The following is a 17,446-nucleotide window of genomic DNA, read 5'->3' as shown; positions in this document are numbered from 1 at the left end:
GCCGTCGCGGATGCGGCCGATCGGGCCGCCGCCGACCGCCTCGGGGCTGACATGGATCGCCGCCGGGACCTTGCCGGAGGCGCCCGACATGCGTCCATCCGTGACGAGGGCGACCTTGAAACCGCGATCCTGCAACACGCCGAGCGGGGGGGTGAGCTTGTGCAATTCCGGCATGCCGTTGGCCCGCGGCCCCTGGAAGCGCACGACCACCACGACGTCCCGCTCCAATTCCCCCGCCTTGAAGGCGGCGATGACCTCGTCCTGATCGGAGAAGACGCGGGCCGGCGCCTGGATCGTGCGCCGCTCCGGCTCGACCGCGCTGGTCTTGAAGGTGGCGCGGCCGAGATTGCCCTTCACCAGCCGCATTCCGCCATCGGGCTGGAAGGGCTTTGCCGGCGGCCGCAGCATGGACTCGTCCAGCGGCTCGGCCGGCGCGTCCTCGAAGGTCAGCTCGTCCCCCTCCCCTGCCAGCTTCGGGTCGCGGGCGTGGTCGCGCAGGCGCGTGCCGGCCACGGTGAGGATGTCGTCGTGAAGGAGGCCCGCATCGATCAGCGAAGCGATGACGTAGGACATGCCGCCGGCCGCGTGGAAATGGTTCACGTCGCCGGCGCCGTTCGGATAGACCCGGGCGATCAGCGGCACGACGGCGGAAAGCTGATCGAAATCCTCCCAGTCGATGACGATGCCGGCGGCGCGCGCCATGGCCGGCAGGTGGATCGCGTGGTTGGTCGAACCGCCGGTGGCGAGCAGGCCGACGATGGCGTTGACGATCGCCTTCTCGTCGATGCAGCGCCCGAGCGGGCGGTAATCGTTGCCCGACCAGCCGATCTCGGCGAGCCGGTGAATGGCCGAGCGCGTCACCGCCTGCCGCAGCCGCGTGCCGGGATTGATGAAGGAGGCGCCGGGCATGTGCAGGCCCATCACGTCCATCATCATCTGGTTGGAGTTCGCCGTGCCGTAGAAGGTGCAGGTGCCGGCCCCGTGATAGGAAGCGGACTCGCTCTCCAGAAGCTCCTTCCGGCCGACCTTGCCCTCGGCATAGAGCTGGCGGATGCGCTGCTTCTCCTTGTTGGCGAGGCCGGAGGGCATCGGGCCGGCCGGAATCAGGATCACCGGCAGGTGGCCGAAGCGCAGCGCCCCGATGATCAGGCCCGGCACGATCTTGTCGCAGATGCCGAGAAGCGCCGCCCCCTCGAACATGCCATGGCTCAGGGCGACGGCCGTGGAGAGCGCGATGGTGTCGCGGGAGAACAGCGACAGCTCCATGCCGCGCTGGCCCTGGGTGACGCCGTCGCACATGGCCGGCGTGCCGCCCGCGACCTGCGCCGTCGCGCCCACCTCGCGGGCGAACAGCTTGATCTGCTCCGGATAGCGCCCGTAGGGCTGATGGGCCGAGAGCATGTCGTTATAGGCGGTGACGATGCCGATATTCATGGCCTTGCCGGCGATGATCGCCGGCTTGTCCTCACCCGAGGCCGCGAAGCCGTGGGCGAGGTTGCCGCAGGCGAGTTTCGGGCGGTGCACCCCCGCCTCGCGCTCCCGCTCGATCAGGTCGAGATAGGCGCGGCGGCTGTCGCGGGAGCGCGCAATCACGCGCTCGGTGACTGCGGCGACCTCGGGATGAAGCTCCGGCATGGCTCGTTCGCCTCGTTCGCATGTCGACGGCACGGGCGGTCCCGTGCGGACGGGATTTGCTCCTCCTTAGCACGAAGCGGCTCCCCATCGCATCACAGGCGTGAGAACGTTTTCATACCCAATCCGTTCGATCCCTCCAGGATGGCGGATTTGGGCTTCGCTCAGGCGCCGCGCGGGCTTGCCGATACGGAACCCGCTCCGGTCAAGCAGATCCCGTATCAGCCACCTGCACCTGAAGCTGAAACGACAGCCACCTCGCGGATCCTCCCGTCGCCGGAAATCACCGAATTCCCAAGGCATGCGAGGCGCCAGAAACTTGGCTCACGCCCCAGGGACGGCCGCGATCTCCCGCTCCATCTCGGCCGGATCGAGGACGTAGCGGCGCGAGCAGAACTCGCAGGTGATGGCGATGGTGCCGTCATCTGCCACCATGTCCCGGCGCTCCTCCGCCGAGAACGAGCGGATCATGCCCATCACCCGCTCCTGCGAGCAGCGGCAGCGCTCGATGATCGTCTGGGCGTCGAACACCCGCACGCCGCGCTCGTGGAACAGCCGGTAGAGCAGCCGCTCGCTCGACACCGCCGGATCGACCAATTCGTGATCCTCCACGGTGTTCACGAGGCTGCGCGCCTCGACCCAGGCATCGTCCTCGCCCGGAGCACCGGCCAGGATCTCGTGCCCCTCCGGCGCATCGCCGGGCGGCAGGTCGGCCTGACGCATCCGGTCGGGCGAGGTCGGCAGGAACTGGACGAGCAGGCCACCCGCGCGCCAGCGGCTCTCGCCCCCCTCCATCTGCTCGGCGACGGCGAGGCGCACCAGGGTCGGGATCTGCTCGGATTGCCGGAAATACTGGTGGGCGGCCTCTTCCAGGCTCTGCCCCTCCAGCGCCACCACACCCTGGTAGCGGCTCTGGGTCGAGCCCTGATCGATGGTCATGGCGAGGTGGCCCTGGCCCATCAGGTCGGCGGCGCGCGCCTTCGGGCCGAGGGCCGCGACGGGCTCCGCTTCGAAGCGGGCGGTGGCGCGCAGCCGGTCGGGAGCCTCGAAATCGACCACCAGCATGCCGACCGGCCCGTCGGTCTTGGTCTGGAGCTGGAAGCGGCCTTCGAGCTTCAGCGAGGAGCCGAGCAGCACGGTCAGCGCCGCCGCCTCGCCGATCAGCCGCGCCACCGCATCGGGATAGCCGTGACGGCGCAGGATGGTGTCGACCGACGGCCCGAGCCGCACCGCGCGGCCGCGCAGATCCAGCGCCTCGACGGCGAAGGGCAGCGCGGCGTCGTCGCCGCCTTCGAGCGAAGCGGTGGGCGTGACGGCCATGGAAGAGGAAACGTGTCCGGAGCTCATGGGCTCTCCGTATCCGAACTGGACGGGAAGGGGGCAAGAGGGCGAGCGCGGCGGCGGGCAGCACGCCGGACCGGCGGGAGCGCGCGGACCGGCCTGCGCCCTCGACCGGCCCCATATGGGGGGTGGAGGGCGCAGGCGCGAGGTCGGAGCCCGACGCCCGCCGACGACATCATCACGTAAACTTTAGAAAGCCGGCCGTAGAGATGGGGTGAGGTCTCCCTCGGGATCTCCTCGGCCTTCTCCCCGCCTGACGTCCACGGGGCTCGCGTGACTTCTTCGCCGACCATCCTCGTTGCCGATCCGGACGAGGAGACACGATTGACCCTGATGGAGGCGATCAGGCGGCTCACCCCGGACGCCTCCCTCGTCGAGGCCGCCGACGGGGTCGCCCTGAACCGGACCCTCACCTCGGCGAGGATCGACGTCCTCTTCATCGACGTCCTGCTGCCGCAGACCAACGGGGCCGACATCCGGCGCTGGCGCGAGGCGGGAAACCCGCAAGGTCTCGTCGTCCTCGTCACCGACATGCTCGCCCCCCAATGGCCCTCGATCGCCATGCGCATCGGCGCCTACGACGTCATGCTCAAACCGCTGGGCGATCACCATATCATCCGCATTCTCGATGCCAGCAGGATTCTGTCCCGCTCCCTCGATCTGCTCATCGTCGATCCCGGCCACACCACGCGCAAGCTGATCCGCAAGCTGCTCGGCCAGAGTCATTTCTCGTTCCGGATCTCGGAGGTCGCGGGCGGATCGGAGGCGGTGCGGCTCATCGAACGGCAACCGATCGACCTCGCCATCGTCGAGATGGGCTTGCCCGATTATTCCGCCCTCGAAGTCGCCTGCCGCATCAACGACCGCCATCCCGCCGCCCGGATCCTGATGACCGGGACGCGGATCGAGGCCGGCGTCGAGCGTCAGCTGGCGACCTTCGGCGCCTCGGGCTTCCTGCCCAAGCCGTTCCAGTTCTTCGACATCGACAAGGCCGTGCATACGAGCTTCGGCCTCTGGCACCCCTACCTCATCAACGCGCTCAAGCGCGAGAACCTGATCGCCGCCGAGCCCCCCGCCGCGCTGCCCGTGAAGGGAGGGCCGCCGGAACGGCCGGGCGATCCGTGATGCAGGACGCGGCCCATCGGAGCCGGCCCCCCCATCCACAACCGCTGCCACAACCGCTGCCACGACCTCCGCCAGGATCTCCGCTTGGAGAGGACCGAGTCTCCTCCTCCCATCCCCCCGAGGCGGCATCCGCCCCGCTCGAACAGGTCCGGAGCATCGGCCCGAAACATGGATACGGGTTCTCAGCACCAACCGATGCAGGGGAGAGGCCCGGCTCCTCGCCCCGGCTCGCCGGAGGACGAGCGGGGGCATCGGCCAGGAACGCAGCACCCTTATGCGCGGGCACGCCTCAACACCCTGGTCACGCGCATCGAGGAGGCCTTGCGCAGCGGCGACAGGGGCCTGCAGTCGCAGCTCGTCCTGCAATCGGCCGCACTGCTCACCAAGCGCTGGTCGCGGCTGGCCCCGCCCGAGAAGCCTGCCTTCGACGCCCTGCTGCTCACCCTGTGCGGTCAGATCGATACCGCCGCCCGCACGGCCTTCGCCGAGCAGCTGGCCGACCTGCGGCTCGGGCCGCCACGGACCTCGCAAGCCCTGGCCCGGGACCGCTCCGCCCGCGTGGCCGCCCCGCTCCTCAGCCGCTGCACCAGCCTCGGGACCGACATCCTGGCCGATATCGCCGCCTCGGCCGCGCAGGCTCAGCGCCTCTCCATCACCGCCCGCCCGGTCCTGCCGGCCGGCCTCACGGATTGCCTGATCCGTCACGGCGACGGGCCTGTCGCTGCGCGCCTTCTCGAGAATGGCGGCGCCTGCTTCTCCGAAGCCGGCTTCTCCGGCCTGATCGCCCATTCCGCCCGTTCGGAAGCCGTGACGCTCCGCCTCGCCACCCGCGCGGACCTGCCGCCCGCGCATCGCCCCGCCCTGCTCGAACTGACGCGGGCGCGGGCCATCGACGCGCTGCGGCACGACGTCGGAAGCGATAGGCTCTCGATGGACGATCTGCTGTCGCAAGCGCGGCAGACGCTGGCCCGCCCCCTGACAGAGACGCGGCTCGCGCGTTTCGACGCCTCGGCCGACTTCGTCCGGCGCCGCTTCGAAAACGCCAAGCCGAACCCGGCGCAGCTGGAACGCTGGGCGAACCTCAACCGCATCGAGGATGTGCTCGCCACCATCGCCCTGCGCACCGGCCTGCCGCTGGCGGTGACGGTCGCCACCTTCGATGCGCCCAAGCCCGCGACGATGGCCGCCCTCCTGCGCGGGCTCGATCATCCCTGGTCGCTGCTCAAGGCGCTGCTCTCCCAACGCTATGGCGAGGACATGCCTATCGTGAGCGTGAACGAGGCCTACGAGCTGCATCGGCGCCTGAGCCCACTCGCCGCGCGCCGCCTGATCCGCTTCGCTGCCCTGCCCCTGCGCGTCGCCGCCTTCCCCCAGGACATGGACGAGCCGCCTCCCCTGCTCGACAGGCCGTGACGGAGGCGAGCGCACGACACGGCAGCCATGCGATTGAAAAAGATCGGCCGGGGATGCATCGAGCGATGCGGAAACCGTCAGCTTGGCGCTGTCGCGCCGCCGGAAGATCGGGCATGGGACACGGCCACCGCAGGCGAAGAGGGTGAGCGCCCCCGATTCCGCGCGAGACCCGGAGCCTCGCCTCGAACGGGAGCATCCGGCTGGTCCCGCCATATCCGATCGGCGGGAGGCCGGCCCAGCCGATCCCGGCTGGGCGGCCCAGTTGGTTCCTTTCCTCTGCCTCTACGTCACCTTCGGCACCACGCTCGGCTTCCTGATCAGCGGCGCGCCGCTGATCCTGCGCGCGCGCGGCATCGATCTCGCCGAAGTCGGCTTCCTCCAGCTCATCAACCTGCCGGTCGGCCTCACCTTCCTGTGGGCCATGCTCGTGGACCGGCTCCGCCTGCCGCACCTGCCCCACCGCCTCGGCTGGATCGTGCTGATGCAGGGCGGCGCCATCGCGCTTCTCCTGGTGCTGAGCCGGGGTGAAACCTGGCCGCTGCCGGTCCTGTTCGGGCTCGCCCTGGCGACCTGTGTCTGCGTCGCCACCATGGATATCGCCCTCGAAGCCCTGGTGGTGGAGACCGTCGGCCCGGAGCGACGCCCTTCCATCGCCTCGGCCAAGCTGTGCGGCGCCTCCCTCGGCGGCATTGTCGGCGCCGGCCTCCTGATCGCCGAATACGACCGGCTCGGCTGGCAGGGCGCCGTGCTCGTGGTGGCGGGCCTGAACCTGCTCTGTCTCCTGCCGATGCTGAACTATCCCGAGCGGCGGCTGCGGCGCCCTTCGTCCGAGCCTCCGCGGAGCGCCCTTGCCCTCGGCCGCCTGCGCCGGCTCGGCGGGCGCGTGCTGGTGCTCGGCCTCTACTTCGCGGCGATGTTCGCGCTGACCGGCTCGAACAACCTCGCCCTGCTCGATCTCGGCGTGCCCCTCTCCGAGGTCGGCCTCGTCACCGGTGGGCTCTCCTCCGCCATCAACCTCGTCATGGCCCTGGTCTCCGGCGTCCTCGTGCGCCGGGTCGGCACGATTCCGCTGATCACCGTCTCCGCCCTCGGGGTCGCGGCCTCCGGCCTGCTGATGCTCGGGGCGAGCGCGGCCGGGTCGCCCGGTCTCGGGATCGCGGCGGCGATCCTCGGCATCCTGTGCGGCGGCGGCCTCGGCGTGCCGGTCTTCAACATGATCTACCGCTGGGCCCAGGGGCCGCAGCCCGCCACCGACTACGCCCTGCTGTTCGGGGCGGCCTTCTTCGCCGCCATGCCGCTGCGGGTCGGTGCCCCGGCCCTCGCCGAAGCTTTCGGCTGGCCCGTCTATTTCGCCCTGGCCGTCCCGTTCTACGGGCTCGCCGTCCTGCTCCTGCGCGGCGCCATCGCGCGGACGCTCGCCGCCGACCGCGCGGCACCGTGAGGGGAGCCCCGCGCCGCCGCTCCTGGCGCATCGGCGCGGGCTCGCTTATGCGCCTGACAGGAGGGATCGCCCTCTTCCCGGCCAGATCGCAGATCACATCCGCGCCATGCTGAAGGCCTTCCTCGCCTATTACCGGCCGCACCGGACGCTGTTCCTGGTGGATTTCGGCTGCGCCGTGCTCTCGGGCCTGCTCGAACTCGGCTTCCCGCTCGCGGTCAAAGCCTTCGTCGACCACCTGCTGCCGCAGCAGGATTGGGGCCTGATCGGGCTCGCCGCGGCGGGGCTGACGCTGCTCTACGTCACCAATGCCGGCCTGATGGTGGTCGTCACCTATTGGGGCCACGTGCTCGGGATCAACATCGAGACCGAGATGCGGGCCCGTGCCTTCGACCACCTGCAGAAGCTCTCCTTCCGCTTCTTCGACGGGCAGAAGACCGGCCATCTGGTGGCCCGCGTCACCAAGGATCTGGAGGAGATCGGCGAGGTCGCCCATCACGGGCCCGAGGATATGTTCATCGCGGTGATGACGCTGGTCGGCGCCTTCGCGCTGATGTTCCTCGTGCACCCGCCCCTGGCGCTGATGACGCTGGCGATCCTGCCGCTGATCGCCTTCGTCACCCTCCGCTACGGCGGGCGGATGACCCGCAACTGGCAGGCCCAGTACGGCCGCGTCGGCGCCTTCAATGCCCGGATCGAGGAGAATGTCGGCGGCATCCGCGTGGTGAAGGCCTTCGCCAACGAGGCGCATGAGCGCGCGCTGTTCGCCTCCGACAACCTCAAATACCGCGCGACCAAGCTCGAAGCCTATCGCCTGATGGCCGGTGCGCTCTCGATCAACTATCTCGGCCTGCGGCTGGTGCAGATCGTGGTGCTGCTCGGCGGCGCCGCCTTCGTGGTGCGCGGCGACCTGACCGCCGGCGGCTTCGTCGGCTTCCTGCTGCTCGTCGGCGTGTTCTACCGGCCGCTGGAAAAGATCGGCGCGGTGATCGAGACCTACCCGAAGGGCATCGCCGGCTTCCGCCGCTACCAGGCGCTGCTCGCCACCGAGGCCGACATCGCCGACCGGCCGGGCGCGATCGCCGCCCCGCCGCTCAGGGGCGAGATCCGCCTGGAGGGCGTCCGCTTCGGCTACAGCCCGGACCGGCCGGTGCTCTCGAACATCGACCTGACCATCCATGCGGGCGAGACGGTGGCCTTCGTCGGCCCGTCGGGGGCGGGCAAGACGACCCTGTGCTCGCTGATCCCGCGCTTCTACGAGGCGGAAGCCGGGCGCATCACCATCGACGGGCACGACATCCGTGACCTGACGCTGGCCTCGCTCAGGGGCCAGATCGGCATCGTGCAGCAGGACGTGTTCCTGTTCGCAGGCACCATCCGCGAGAACATCGCCTATGGCCGCCTGGGGGCGAGCGAGGCCGAGATCCTGGAGGCGGCCGCCCGCGCCCGGCTCGATGGCCTGATCGCCTCACTGCCCCAGGGACTCGACACCGTGATCGGCGAGCGCGGAGTGAAGCTCTCGGGCGGGCAGAAGCAGCGGCTGGCGATTGCCCGCGCCTTCCTCAAGAACCCGCCGATCCTGATCCTCGACGAGGCGACCTCGGCGCTCGACACCCAGACCGAGCGCGAAATCCAGGCTTCGCTGTTCGAGCTGGCGGCAGGGCGCACCACCCTGGTGATCGCCCACCGGCTCGCCACGATCCGCCACGCCGACCGCATCGTCGTGGTCGCCGAGAGCGGCATCGTCGAGCAGGGCCGCCACGACGCGCTTCTGGCCGGCGACGGCTATTACCGCCGCCTGCACGCGGCGCAGGTCGAGGACTCATTCACGGGCCTGCCGCGTTCAGCGGCGGAGTGACGGCCGGAGCGCCCGCTCGCTCCGGACCCCGTCGGACAGCCTCGCGCTCCCGGTCGACGTCGCCTGCCGCCTCGCTTCCGCGAGACGGGGTCAGCCTCGGTCGGCCTCCGCCAGCAGCCCGTCGACGAAGCCCGGCAGCCCGGTGCGGCGGCTGCGCTTGAGACGTTCGGCGGTCAGGATCGCCTGAAGCGCGCGGAAGGACTCGTCGAGGTCGTCGTTGACGATGACGTAGTCGTACTCGCTCCAGCGCTGCATCTCGTTGCGGGCATTGGCCAGCCGCCGCTCGATGATCTCGGGCGAATCCTCCGCCCGGCGCTCCAGGCGGTGGCGCAGCTCCGAAAAGCTCGGCGGCAGGATGAACACCGTCACCACGTCGTCCTGCAGGCGCTGCCGGACCTGGCGGGTGCCCTGGTAGTCGATGTCGAAGATCATGTCCCGGCCCTGGCCGAGGGTCTTCTCCACCGGGCGCCGCGGCGTGCCGTAGAAATTGCCGTGGACCTCCGCCCATTCGAGCAGGTCGTCGCGGCTCTGCAGATCGTCGAAGGCCTCCCGGTCGATGAAGCGGTAATCGCGCCCATCGATCTCCGAGGGACGGCGCGACCGGGTGGTCACCGAGATCGACAATTCGAGATTCCAGTCCGGCCGCTGGGCGATGGCCCGGGTCAGCGTGGTCTTGCCCGCCCCGGAGGGCGAGGACAGGATCAGGATCAGCCCGCGCCGCGCGATCTCCGGCCTGGTTTGCGTGGAACCCTGCGTCATCGGCCGTTCACCCTGCTGACCACGTCCGGCATCCTCATTCGACGTTCTGCACCTGCTCGCGGAATTGCTCCACCACGGCCTTCAAGTCGAGTCCGATCCGCGACAGGCTGATGTCGCCGGCCTTGGCGCAGAGGGTGTTGGCCTCGCGCCCGAGTTCCTGCGCCAGGAAATCGAGCCGCCGCCCGATGGCGCCGCCCTGCGCCAGCAGGTCGCCCGCGGCGGCGAGGTGAGCCCGCAGCCGGTCGAGCTCCTCGCGCACATCGGCCTTGGCCGCGAGCAGCACCGCCTCCTGGTGCAGGCGGTCGGGATCGAGGCCGCCGCTGCCGACGAGCAGGACCACCGCATCGGCGAGCCGGGCCCGGACCGCCTCCGGCCGGCGCGCGGGGCAGTCCTCGGCCGCCTGGGTCAGGCGGGCGATCTCGGTCAGCTGGCCGCCGACGATGGTGCGCAATTGGGCGCCTTCCGCCCGGCGGGCGGCGACGAGGTCGGCGACGAGAGCGTCGATCCCGGCGGCGAGGTCGCGGTTGAGCCGCTCGGGATCCGCGCTCGCCTCGGTCTCGACCTCCACGACGCCGCGCAGCGCGAGCAATCCGTCGAGCGTGGCCGGCCCGACCCCCTCCGGCCGGGGCACCCGGGCGGCCGCCTCGGCGAGGCGGGCCAGCAGGTCCTCGTCGATGCGCACCCGCGCCGCCGCCTCGGGGCGCGTCAGGGTGAGGCCGAGCTGACATTGACCGCGGGCCAGGGCCTTGGACAGGGCGGCCCGGGCCGCCTCCCCCGCCGCCTCGAACCCGTTCGGCACGCGAACCCGGATGTCGAGCCCGCGCCCGTTGACGGTGCGGATCTCCCAGAGCCACTGCACCGGGCCGGTGGTGCCCGATGCCCGGGCAAAGCCCGTCATGCTGGCGATGGTCGTATCCAAGCTGCCTCGCTCCCCGCTCGCTCTGCCGACCGCTCAGAATCGGGCCTGCCGTCAACCCGGATAAGCGTTTCGGGAGACAAAGCGCAATGTGCGCGGGGGATGGCAGCCGCCGATCCGCACCGCACCAGAGGTCGGCCGCAGCGCAGCAAATGCTGCCCCTAAAAACCTGCATAACAAAGAGGCACGCGAATATCCTAAGCAATAGCCCACCGTGAAAGCAGGCACGAATACTGAGCATCGGATTGACGCATCTTAGCGTCGTTCCTACTTTACGGATCGATCAGAGGGCACCGAACGTTTGAGCGGGGACCCATTCATGACAAACCCCTTCGACATCAAGAATCGCTTCCGCGCCCGCCTGCGCGCCGCCGACGCCCAGAAGAACCGGGTGCGCGCCAAGCTGCTTCAGGAGGGCACGCGGGCCCTCGCCCCGATCATCGAGGTGCTGACCATGATGGCCGAGGTGCTGGAGGAGGACGGCATCGAGCACGGCCGCATCATCTGCCCCGCGCCGGAGGTCGATCGCGACGATTTCGTCGGCTTCACCGCCACGCTGCGCAGCGGCACCGACCAGGAGCATCGGATCACGGTGAAATACGGCCCCGTGCTCGGCGGCCGGAACTTCATCGCGGTGACCGGCCTCGGGGCGGAGTATAACGAGCGCCTCGTCACGGCGACGACCAACGTCACGCAGAGCCTCGGCCGCTCCGTCGGCAACGACGTGCATGTCGAGGTCGATCGCGGCGGCGACCTCGCCGAGATCCTGCGCGAGATGGTTGAGGACTTCTTCGCCGGCCATGCCGAGCCGCCGATCCATACCGGCACCACCGAGACACGGGGGCGGCTGGCCCTGGTGCAGTAGCGCGGCCCGGCGCTCGGCCCCTCGCGGGTTCTCCCTCCGAGCGGCTTGGCGGCCCCGGCCATCTTACTGGGGTCGTGACCTCGGCGCCTGTCCGAGCGCCTGCCCGGCACCGCAGCGATAGTCCCGCACCGGGCCGGAACCGCGTTGGCGGCTCACGATTGCGAGCGACGCGCCCGAGCGGTCCGTGCCATGGCGATCAGCTCATGGGCGGTGAGGCCGCGCGGAAGCGCCTGCGGATCCTGACCGGCAAGGTCGGCTTCGACGATCGTCGCGTCCGACGGAGGAGAGGCCGGGGGCGGCATCCGCAGGGTCCGGCTCGGCCAGAGGTTGCGGAGGCGAGACCCCTTCCTGATCGCCGACACCGCCGCCATACCGCCTCCCCAACCGAGCCATTAAGGAGATGATAACCAAGCTTGAGCGTGAGAAACATTCTTGACGCGCGCCGATGTGGTGCTTCGCGATCATTTTGTCGGCTTGAGAATCGCTCCATCGACAAAGGGCCGGAATGAGACAGAAAAAAGCCGGCGCGATCCTGCGGGATCGCGCCGGCTATGACGCATTATACCTCGAAATTGCCAGTTGCTCTTCGGCTTATTGCCTGAACTTGCAGGCCGGAGAACTCACGCAACTTCCAATCGACACGGCGATCTGTTTCCGGCGAGGCCCCTTGCGGCGCCCGCTCCGGAAAGTTCACTCCGCCGCGTCGAGATGCGGGCGCTCGATCTCGGCACGCTCGCGCTTGACCAGCTCGGCGGTCAGGAACGCCACTTCCAGCGCCTGCTCCGCGTTGAGGCGCGGATCGCAATAGGTGTGGTAGCGATCCTGAAGGTCGTCGGCCGTGAGCGCACGGGCGCCGCCGGTGCATTCGGTGACATCCTTGCCGGTCATTTCCAGATGGATGCCGCCGGCAATCGTCCCCTCCGCCCGGTGGACGCCGAAGAACCCCTCGATTTCCTGCATCACCCGCTCGAACGGCCGCGTCTTGTAGCGGCCGGCGGCGATGGTGTTGCCGTGCATCGGGTCACAGACCCAGACCACGCTGCGGCCCTCGCGCTGCACCGTGCGGATCAGGTTCGGCAGATGGTCGCCGACCTTGTCCGCGCCGAAGCGGCAGATCAGGCTGAGGCGCCCGGCCTCGTTCTCCGGGTTGAGGAGATCGATCAGCCGGATCAGCCCCTCGGCCGTGGTCGAGGGGCCGCATTTGAGGCCGATCGGGTTCTTGATGCCGCGGGCGTACTCGACATGGGCATGGTCGGGCTGGCGGGTGCGGTCGCCGATCCAGAGCATGTGACCGGAGGTGGCGTACCAATCGCCGCTCGTCGAATCGACGCGGGTCAGCGCCTCCTCGTATCCGAGCAGCAGCGCCTCGTGGCTGGTGTAGAAATCCGTGGTGCGGACTTCCTGATGCGTCTCCGGGTTGATGCCGATGGCGCGCATGAAGTCGAGCGCGTCCGACATCCGCTCGGCCACGTCGCGGTAGCGCGAGGATTGTGGGCTGTCCTTGACGAAGCCCAGCATCCAGCGATGCGCGTTCTCCAGATTGGCGTAGCCGCCGGTGGCGAAGGCGCGCAGCAGGTTCAGCGTCGCCGCCGATTGCCGGTAGGCTTCGAGCTGCCGGCGCGGATCGGGGATCCGGGCCTCTTCGGTGAAGGTCAGCCCGTTGATGATGTCGCCGCGGTAGCTCGGCAGCGACACGCCCTCCAGCGTCTCGGTCGGCGAGGAGCGCGGCTTGGCGAATTGCCCGGCGATGCGGCCGACCTTCACCACGGGCGAGCCGCCCGCGAAGGTGAGCACCATCGCCATCTGCAGGAAGACGCGGAAGAAATCGCGGATGTTGTCGGCCGAGTGCTCGTCGAAGCTCTCCGCGCAATCGCCGCCCTGCAGGAGGAAGGCCTGGCCCGTCGAGACACGCGCCAGCGCGGCCTTCAGCTTGCGGGCCTCACCTGCAAAAACCAGCGGCGGAAAGCTCGCGAGCTGCGCCTCGACGGCCTGGAGAGCGCCCGCGTCCGGATAGGACGGGACCTGCTGGATCGGCAGGTTGCGCCAGGTTTTCGGGGTCCACCGCTCAGCCATGATACTTTCTCCGCTCACCCCATCGGGTGATGCGCGCGGGCCCTCCCGCCTCGCGCGAAGCGCGGCTTATAAAGAGGTTTTTCGCCAGTGGCGAGCCGACAGGCGCTCACCCCGCTCCGGCCAGACCTGCGCCGGCCGCTGCCTCGCCGCGGAAGAGGGCGGCCCAGGGCGACAGGGACAATCTACCTCGCCTTGCCCCGGCCGGCCAGCAGGCTGACGAGTTCGGCTTGCCGCGACACGCCGGTCTTCTGGAAGATGCGCTGGAGAACGGAGCGGGCCGTGTTGGGCTTGATGCCGAGCTTGGCCGCAGCCGGCGTCGGCGCATCCCCCGCCGCGATCAGGGCGGCGAGCCGGGCCTCCGCCGGCGTGAGATCGAACAGCCCCTGGACCACGTTCGCGCTCGGCACCTCCTGGGCCACGACCGGCGTGGCCACCAGCACGAAGCGGGCGCGGGCGAAGACGTCGTGAGCCGCCCCGTGGAGCGGCACGAGATGCAGGATCACGGGGGGACGCTCACCATCCGCCGCGATCGGGATCGAGCGCACCGGCATCGCCCCGTCCCGCCCCGAATCCGCGATCGCCTCGCGCAGGAGCTGGTCGGCGGCCGGATCGACGACGGCGAGCCGCGAGGGCTGGTCGCTCACGGTATGCGGCATCAGCGCGGCAAGGGAGGCATTGGCGTTGAGGAGCCGGCCGCTCGCCGAGAGCGCGGCGGCGGGCAGACCCAGCGCCTCGAGCGTCTGCGTGGTGGTGGCCAACCGCTCCATCTCCAGCCGGGTGGAGAGCAGGGCGGCCCGGGCGAGATGCGGGCGCAGGCGATCGAGCGTGGCGATCGTTCGCGGATCGAAATCGCCCCGCGCGCGGGAGCGCTCGCAATGGATGATCACGCTGTCGCCGCTCGGCACCATCACGATGGTCGAGGTCCCGGCGCCGTAGCCCCTGGGGATCAGGAGATCCTGATAGATCGGCTGCGTCGCGATCTCTTCCGCGGTCACCACGTCGGGATCGGTGAGGAAGCCCGCATGGGGCATCTCGAGCAGGCGCCGGAAGCGGAGATTGTCGGGATATTGCTCGAAATAGGCGAGCACCAGATCATCGAATTCCGACGAGGTCGTCACCCAGCTGCGAAACCGGGTGCCGGCGGAGACGATCATCACCGCATCCGGCGCATCGACGAAGCGCGCGAGGTCGATCAGCACCTGACGCCACAATTCCGGGACCGTTGCCGCCTCGTAGATCCGGTCGATCAGGGCAACGGCCTCGGCCGGCAGGGCACCGGAAGGCTCCAGCGCGGCCGGGCCGAGGGCAGGGGGAAGGCGACGGGGCTGGATCGTCATGACTCCGGAATGACTGACGGGATCGCTGCTCGGGGGCCGGCCCGCCGCCCCTCCCTGACCGCCGAGGGCACATCCGACGGTCGTGACGCTTCCGCGAGGGACACCGGAAATCTACGCCATCCGATCGGGATCGCTTCCGGCTTCCGCCACGTATCCACACCGATCAAATGACTGAGAGAAAACTGCGGCCCGAAGGAGGAGCGGCCTCGCCAGTCGGGACGGCATGCGGATGCCCGGCCCCGCCGGAGATCGACAGCCGCGGCGGTCGCGCGCATCATCGGCTCTCCGATACCGGATCTCACCGTCCGGGAACGATGCTCCGGGACGAGGATGCTTCTGTGAGGACCCTTCCATGCGGCTTCAGGTTCTCGGTTGCGGCGACGCCTTCGGCTCCGGCGGGCGCTTCAACACCTGTTTCCACGTCGATGCGCCGGACAACGCCTTCCTGATCGATTGCGGCGCCTCCGCGCTCATCGCGATCCGCCGCTTCGGCGTCGAGCCGAACCGAATCGGCACGGTGTTCCTCACCCATCTCCACGGCGACCATTTCGGCGGCCTGCCCTGGCTGATCCTCGACGGTCAGCTCGTCAGCGGGCGCAAGGCTCCCCTGACCGTGGTCGGGCCGACGGGCACGGCCGAGCGCCTGCAGGCGGCGATGGAGGTTCTGTTTCCCGGCTCCAGCACGGCCGAGCGCCGCTTCAAGGTCGAGGTCGTGGAGATGGAGGCCGGGCCGCCCATCGCGGCCGGCGGCGTCACCGCCACCGCCTTCGCCGTGCGCCATCCCTCCGGCGCCCCCTCGCATGCCCTGCGGTTGGAATGCGGCGGCCGGGTGCTGAGCTATACCGGCGACACCGAATGGGTGGAGGCGCTGATCGAGGCCGGGCGTGGGGCCGACCTGATGATCGCGGAAGGGTACACGCTGGAGCGCCCGGTCAAGTTTCATCTCGACTGGGCGACGCTCAAACGGCGCCTGCCGGAGATCGGCCCGAAGCGGCTGATGCTGACGCATATGAGCCCGGAGATGATCGCCCATACGCCCGACGGCTACATCGCGGCGGAGGACGGCTTCGTCATCGATCTCTGATCCTGTCTCCGGCTGATGAGACCGGGGGCAGGATCAGGGAGCCCGCGCGGCGTCTGAGCGGAGCCACATCCGCCCTCCCGAAGGGATCGACCGGTTTGGGTATGACCGGCGCGGGCTCCCGAAACGGTTGTCGGCGCGGAGCCATGCCCGCAGTGCGCTTGCCGGACAGCCTGCCGCGCCGCTATGGCCGCGCTCACGGCGGCGTGACCGCCAGGAGCCAGACGATGACGGATACGGACGATACCTACATCTACGACGAGGCGCTCGGCGAATGGCGCCCCGCCGGAGCGACGGCCGAGACGGGCGCCGCGCGTGAGCCCGTCCGCGACGCGTCGGGCAACATCCTCGCCGATGGCGATTCGGTGACCCTGATCAAGGATCTCAAGGTCAAGGGCGCGAACCAGACCCTGAAGCAGGGCACCGTCATCCGCTCGATCCGCCTCACGGACGACCCGGAGGAGATCGATTGCCGCCACGACAGCATCAAGGGCCTCGTCCTGCGCACGGAATTCGTACGCAAGCGCTGAGGGCGATTTTCACGAGATGCCATGTCCGCGCGGTCGGGGGCCGTGCGGATACGGCCGTGCTCCTCTCCGGAGCGGCCGCCTACTCCGCGGCGGCGGCGAACACCGTCCCCGCCCGCGGCAGATCGAGGGTGTCCCAGGTCTCGACCAGGGCGGCGGTCAGGGCCGCGATGCGGGCATCGTCGTGGAAGGGCGACGGAGTGATGCGCAGGCGCTCGGTGCCCCGCGGCACCGTGGGGTAGTTGATCGGCTGGATGTAGATGTCGTGCCGCTCCAGCAGGTGGTCGGCGGCCGCCTTGCACAGCTCGGCATCGCCCACCATCACCGGCACGATATGGGTCTCGGTGGCGAGCACCGGCAGGCCGGCGGCTTCCAGGGCCGCCTTGGTGCGGGCCGCCTGGAGCTGATGCGCCTCCCGCTCCGTCTTCGAGCGCTTGAGGTAGCGCACCGAGGCACGGGCCGCGGCGGCGATGGCCGGCGGCAGGGCGGTGGTGAAGATGAAGCCCGCCGCGTGGCTGCGCACCGCGTCGCAGAGATTGGCGGAGCCGGTGATGTAGCCGCCGACGCAGCCGAAGCCCTTGGCCAGGGTGCCCTCGATCACATCGACCCGGTGCATCACGCCGTCGCGCTCGGCGATGCCGGCGCCGCGCTCGCCGTAGAGGCCGACCGCGTGCACCTCGTCGAGATAGGTCATGGCGCCGTAGGCGTCGGCGAGGTCGCAGATCGCGCCGATCGGCGCCACGTCACCGTCCATCGAGTAGACCGACTCGAAGGCGATCAGCTTCGGCCGGTCGCCGGCCTCGGCCAGAAGCTGCTCGAGATGCTCGAGATCGTTGTGGCGGAAGACGCGCTTCTCGCAGCCCGAATGGCGCACGCCCTCGATCATGGAATTGTGGTTGAAGGCGTCCGACAGGATCAGGCAGTTCGGAATCAGCTTGGCGATGGTGGAGATGCCGGACTGATTCGAGACGTAGCCCGAGGTGAAGACGAGCCCCGCCTCCTTGCCGTGGAGGTCGGCGAGTTCACGCTCCAGATCGACCAGCGGCGAGTTGTTGCCGGCGATGTTGCGGGTGCCGCCCGC

The 17,446-nt window shown here is 69.6% G+C and carries 15 protein-coding genes; 7 read left to right on the top strand and 8 right to left on the bottom strand.

The annotated features are described in order from the left end of the window. Together edd and MZTS_RS18710 are read right to left on the bottom strand one after the other, a co-directional pair. Positions 1–1,635: phosphogluconate dehydratase (gene edd, locus MZTS_RS18715; RefSeq protein WP_192284988.1), on the bottom strand; the 1,635-nt coding region annotated here is incomplete at its 3' end. A 321-nt stretch (positions 1,636–1,956) separates the two neighbouring features. Further along, a complete protein-coding gene (locus MZTS_RS18710; RefSeq protein ID WP_192284987.1) occupies positions 1,957–2,979 on the bottom strand; it encodes an Hsp33 family molecular chaperone in 1,023 nt (340 codons plus the stop codon). Between the two features lie 267 nt (positions 2,980–3,246). On the opposite strand from MZTS_RS18710, the gene MZTS_RS25605 reads away from it, so the two are divergent. The 4 genes from MZTS_RS25605 to MZTS_RS18690 all read left to right on the top strand — a co-directional run bounded on the left by MZTS_RS25605 (position 3,247) and on the right by MZTS_RS18690 (position 8,807). Continuing rightward, positions 3,247–4,098 carry a response regulator gene (locus MZTS_RS25605; RefSeq protein WP_192284986.1) on the top strand — a complete coding sequence of 284 codons (852 nt, stop codon included), beginning with the start codon at positions 3,247–3,249 and terminating at the stop codon, positions 4,096–4,098. A 168-nt stretch (positions 4,099–4,266) separates the two neighbouring features. Beyond that, a complete protein-coding gene (locus tag MZTS_RS18700; RefSeq protein WP_246482179.1) occupies positions 4,267–5,511 on the top strand; it encodes a DUF2336 domain-containing protein in 1,245 nt (414 codons plus the stop codon). A 262-nt stretch (positions 5,512–5,773) separates the two neighbouring features. Further along, positions 5,774–6,952 (top strand): MFS transporter, encoded by a 1,179-nt coding sequence (locus MZTS_RS18695; RefSeq protein ID WP_210329361.1) that lies wholly within the window; start codon positions 5,774–5,776, stop codon positions 6,950–6,952. Between the two features lie 106 nt (positions 6,953–7,058). Continuing rightward, on the top strand, positions 7,059–8,807 hold the full coding sequence (locus MZTS_RS18690) for an ABC transporter ATP-binding protein (protein WP_192284985.1): 1,749 nt from the start codon (positions 7,059–7,061) through the stop codon (positions 8,805–8,807). Between the two features lie 90 nt (positions 8,808–8,897). Here the strand turns inward: MZTS_RS18690 and gmk are convergent, their stop codons facing one another. Together gmk and MZTS_RS18680 are read right to left on the bottom strand one after the other, a co-directional pair. Beyond that, positions 8,898–9,566, bottom strand: coding sequence for a guanylate kinase (gene gmk, locus MZTS_RS18685; protein WP_192284984.1), 669 nt, complete (start codon positions 9,564–9,566; stop codon positions 8,898–8,900). A gap of 34 nt (positions 9,567–9,600) precedes the next feature. Continuing rightward, positions 9,601–10,464, bottom strand: coding sequence for a YicC/YloC family endoribonuclease (locus MZTS_RS18680; RefSeq protein WP_192284989.1), 864 nt, complete (start codon positions 10,462–10,464; stop codon positions 9,601–9,603). A 337-nt stretch (positions 10,465–10,801) separates the two neighbouring features. On the opposite strand from MZTS_RS18680, the gene MZTS_RS18675 reads away from it, so the two are divergent. After that, positions 10,802–11,347, top strand: a complete 546-nt coding sequence (locus tag MZTS_RS18675; protein ID WP_192284983.1) for a hypothetical protein — start codon at positions 10,802–10,804, stop codon at positions 11,345–11,347. Between the two features lie 152 nt (positions 11,348–11,499). Here the strand turns inward: MZTS_RS18675 and MZTS_RS18670 are convergent, their stop codons facing one another. The 3 genes from MZTS_RS18670 to MZTS_RS18660 form a co-directional block, all read right to left on the bottom strand. Beyond that, entirely contained in the window at positions 11,500–11,718 is a 219-nt protein-coding gene (locus tag MZTS_RS18670; protein ID WP_009864617.1) for a hypothetical protein, read from the bottom strand. Positions 11,719–12,037: 319 nt separating this feature from the next. Beyond that, complete coding sequence (locus MZTS_RS18665; RefSeq protein WP_192284982.1) at positions 12,038–13,420, bottom strand: class II 3-deoxy-7-phosphoheptulonate synthase; 1,383 nt, start codon at positions 13,418–13,420, stop codon at positions 12,038–12,040. Between the two features lie 182 nt (positions 13,421–13,602). Continuing rightward, a complete protein-coding gene (locus MZTS_RS18660; protein WP_192284981.1) occupies positions 13,603–14,757 on the bottom strand; it encodes a helix-turn-helix transcriptional regulator in 1,155 nt (384 codons plus the stop codon). Between the two features lie 352 nt (positions 14,758–15,109). Between MZTS_RS18660 and MZTS_RS18655 the strand changes: the two genes are divergently transcribed. Continuing rightward, on the top strand, positions 15,110–15,841 hold the full coding sequence (locus MZTS_RS18655; protein WP_192284980.1) for an MBL fold metallo-hydrolase: 732 nt from the start codon (positions 15,110–15,112) through the stop codon (positions 15,839–15,841). A gap of 224 nt (positions 15,842–16,065) precedes the next feature. Beyond that, positions 16,066–16,368 (top strand): alkylphosphonate utilization protein, encoded by a 303-nt coding sequence (locus MZTS_RS18650; protein WP_192284979.1) that lies wholly within the window; start codon positions 16,066–16,068, stop codon positions 16,366–16,368. A 79-nt stretch (positions 16,369–16,447) separates the two neighbouring features. Here the strand turns inward: MZTS_RS18650 and hemA are convergent. After that, positions 16,448–17,446, bottom strand: a 999-nt coding sequence (hemA, locus tag MZTS_RS18645; RefSeq protein WP_192284978.1) for a 5-aminolevulinate synthase, incomplete at its 5' end; no start/stop codon positions are given.

This window comes from Methylorubrum zatmanii, from assembly GCF_014845115.1.
Classification (GTDB): domain Bacteria; phylum Pseudomonadota; class Alphaproteobacteria; order Rhizobiales; family Beijerinckiaceae; genus Methylobacterium; species Methylobacterium zatmanii.
Note: the sequence above shows the minus strand (reverse complement) of the source record. Positions and strands in the feature narration are given on the sequence as shown.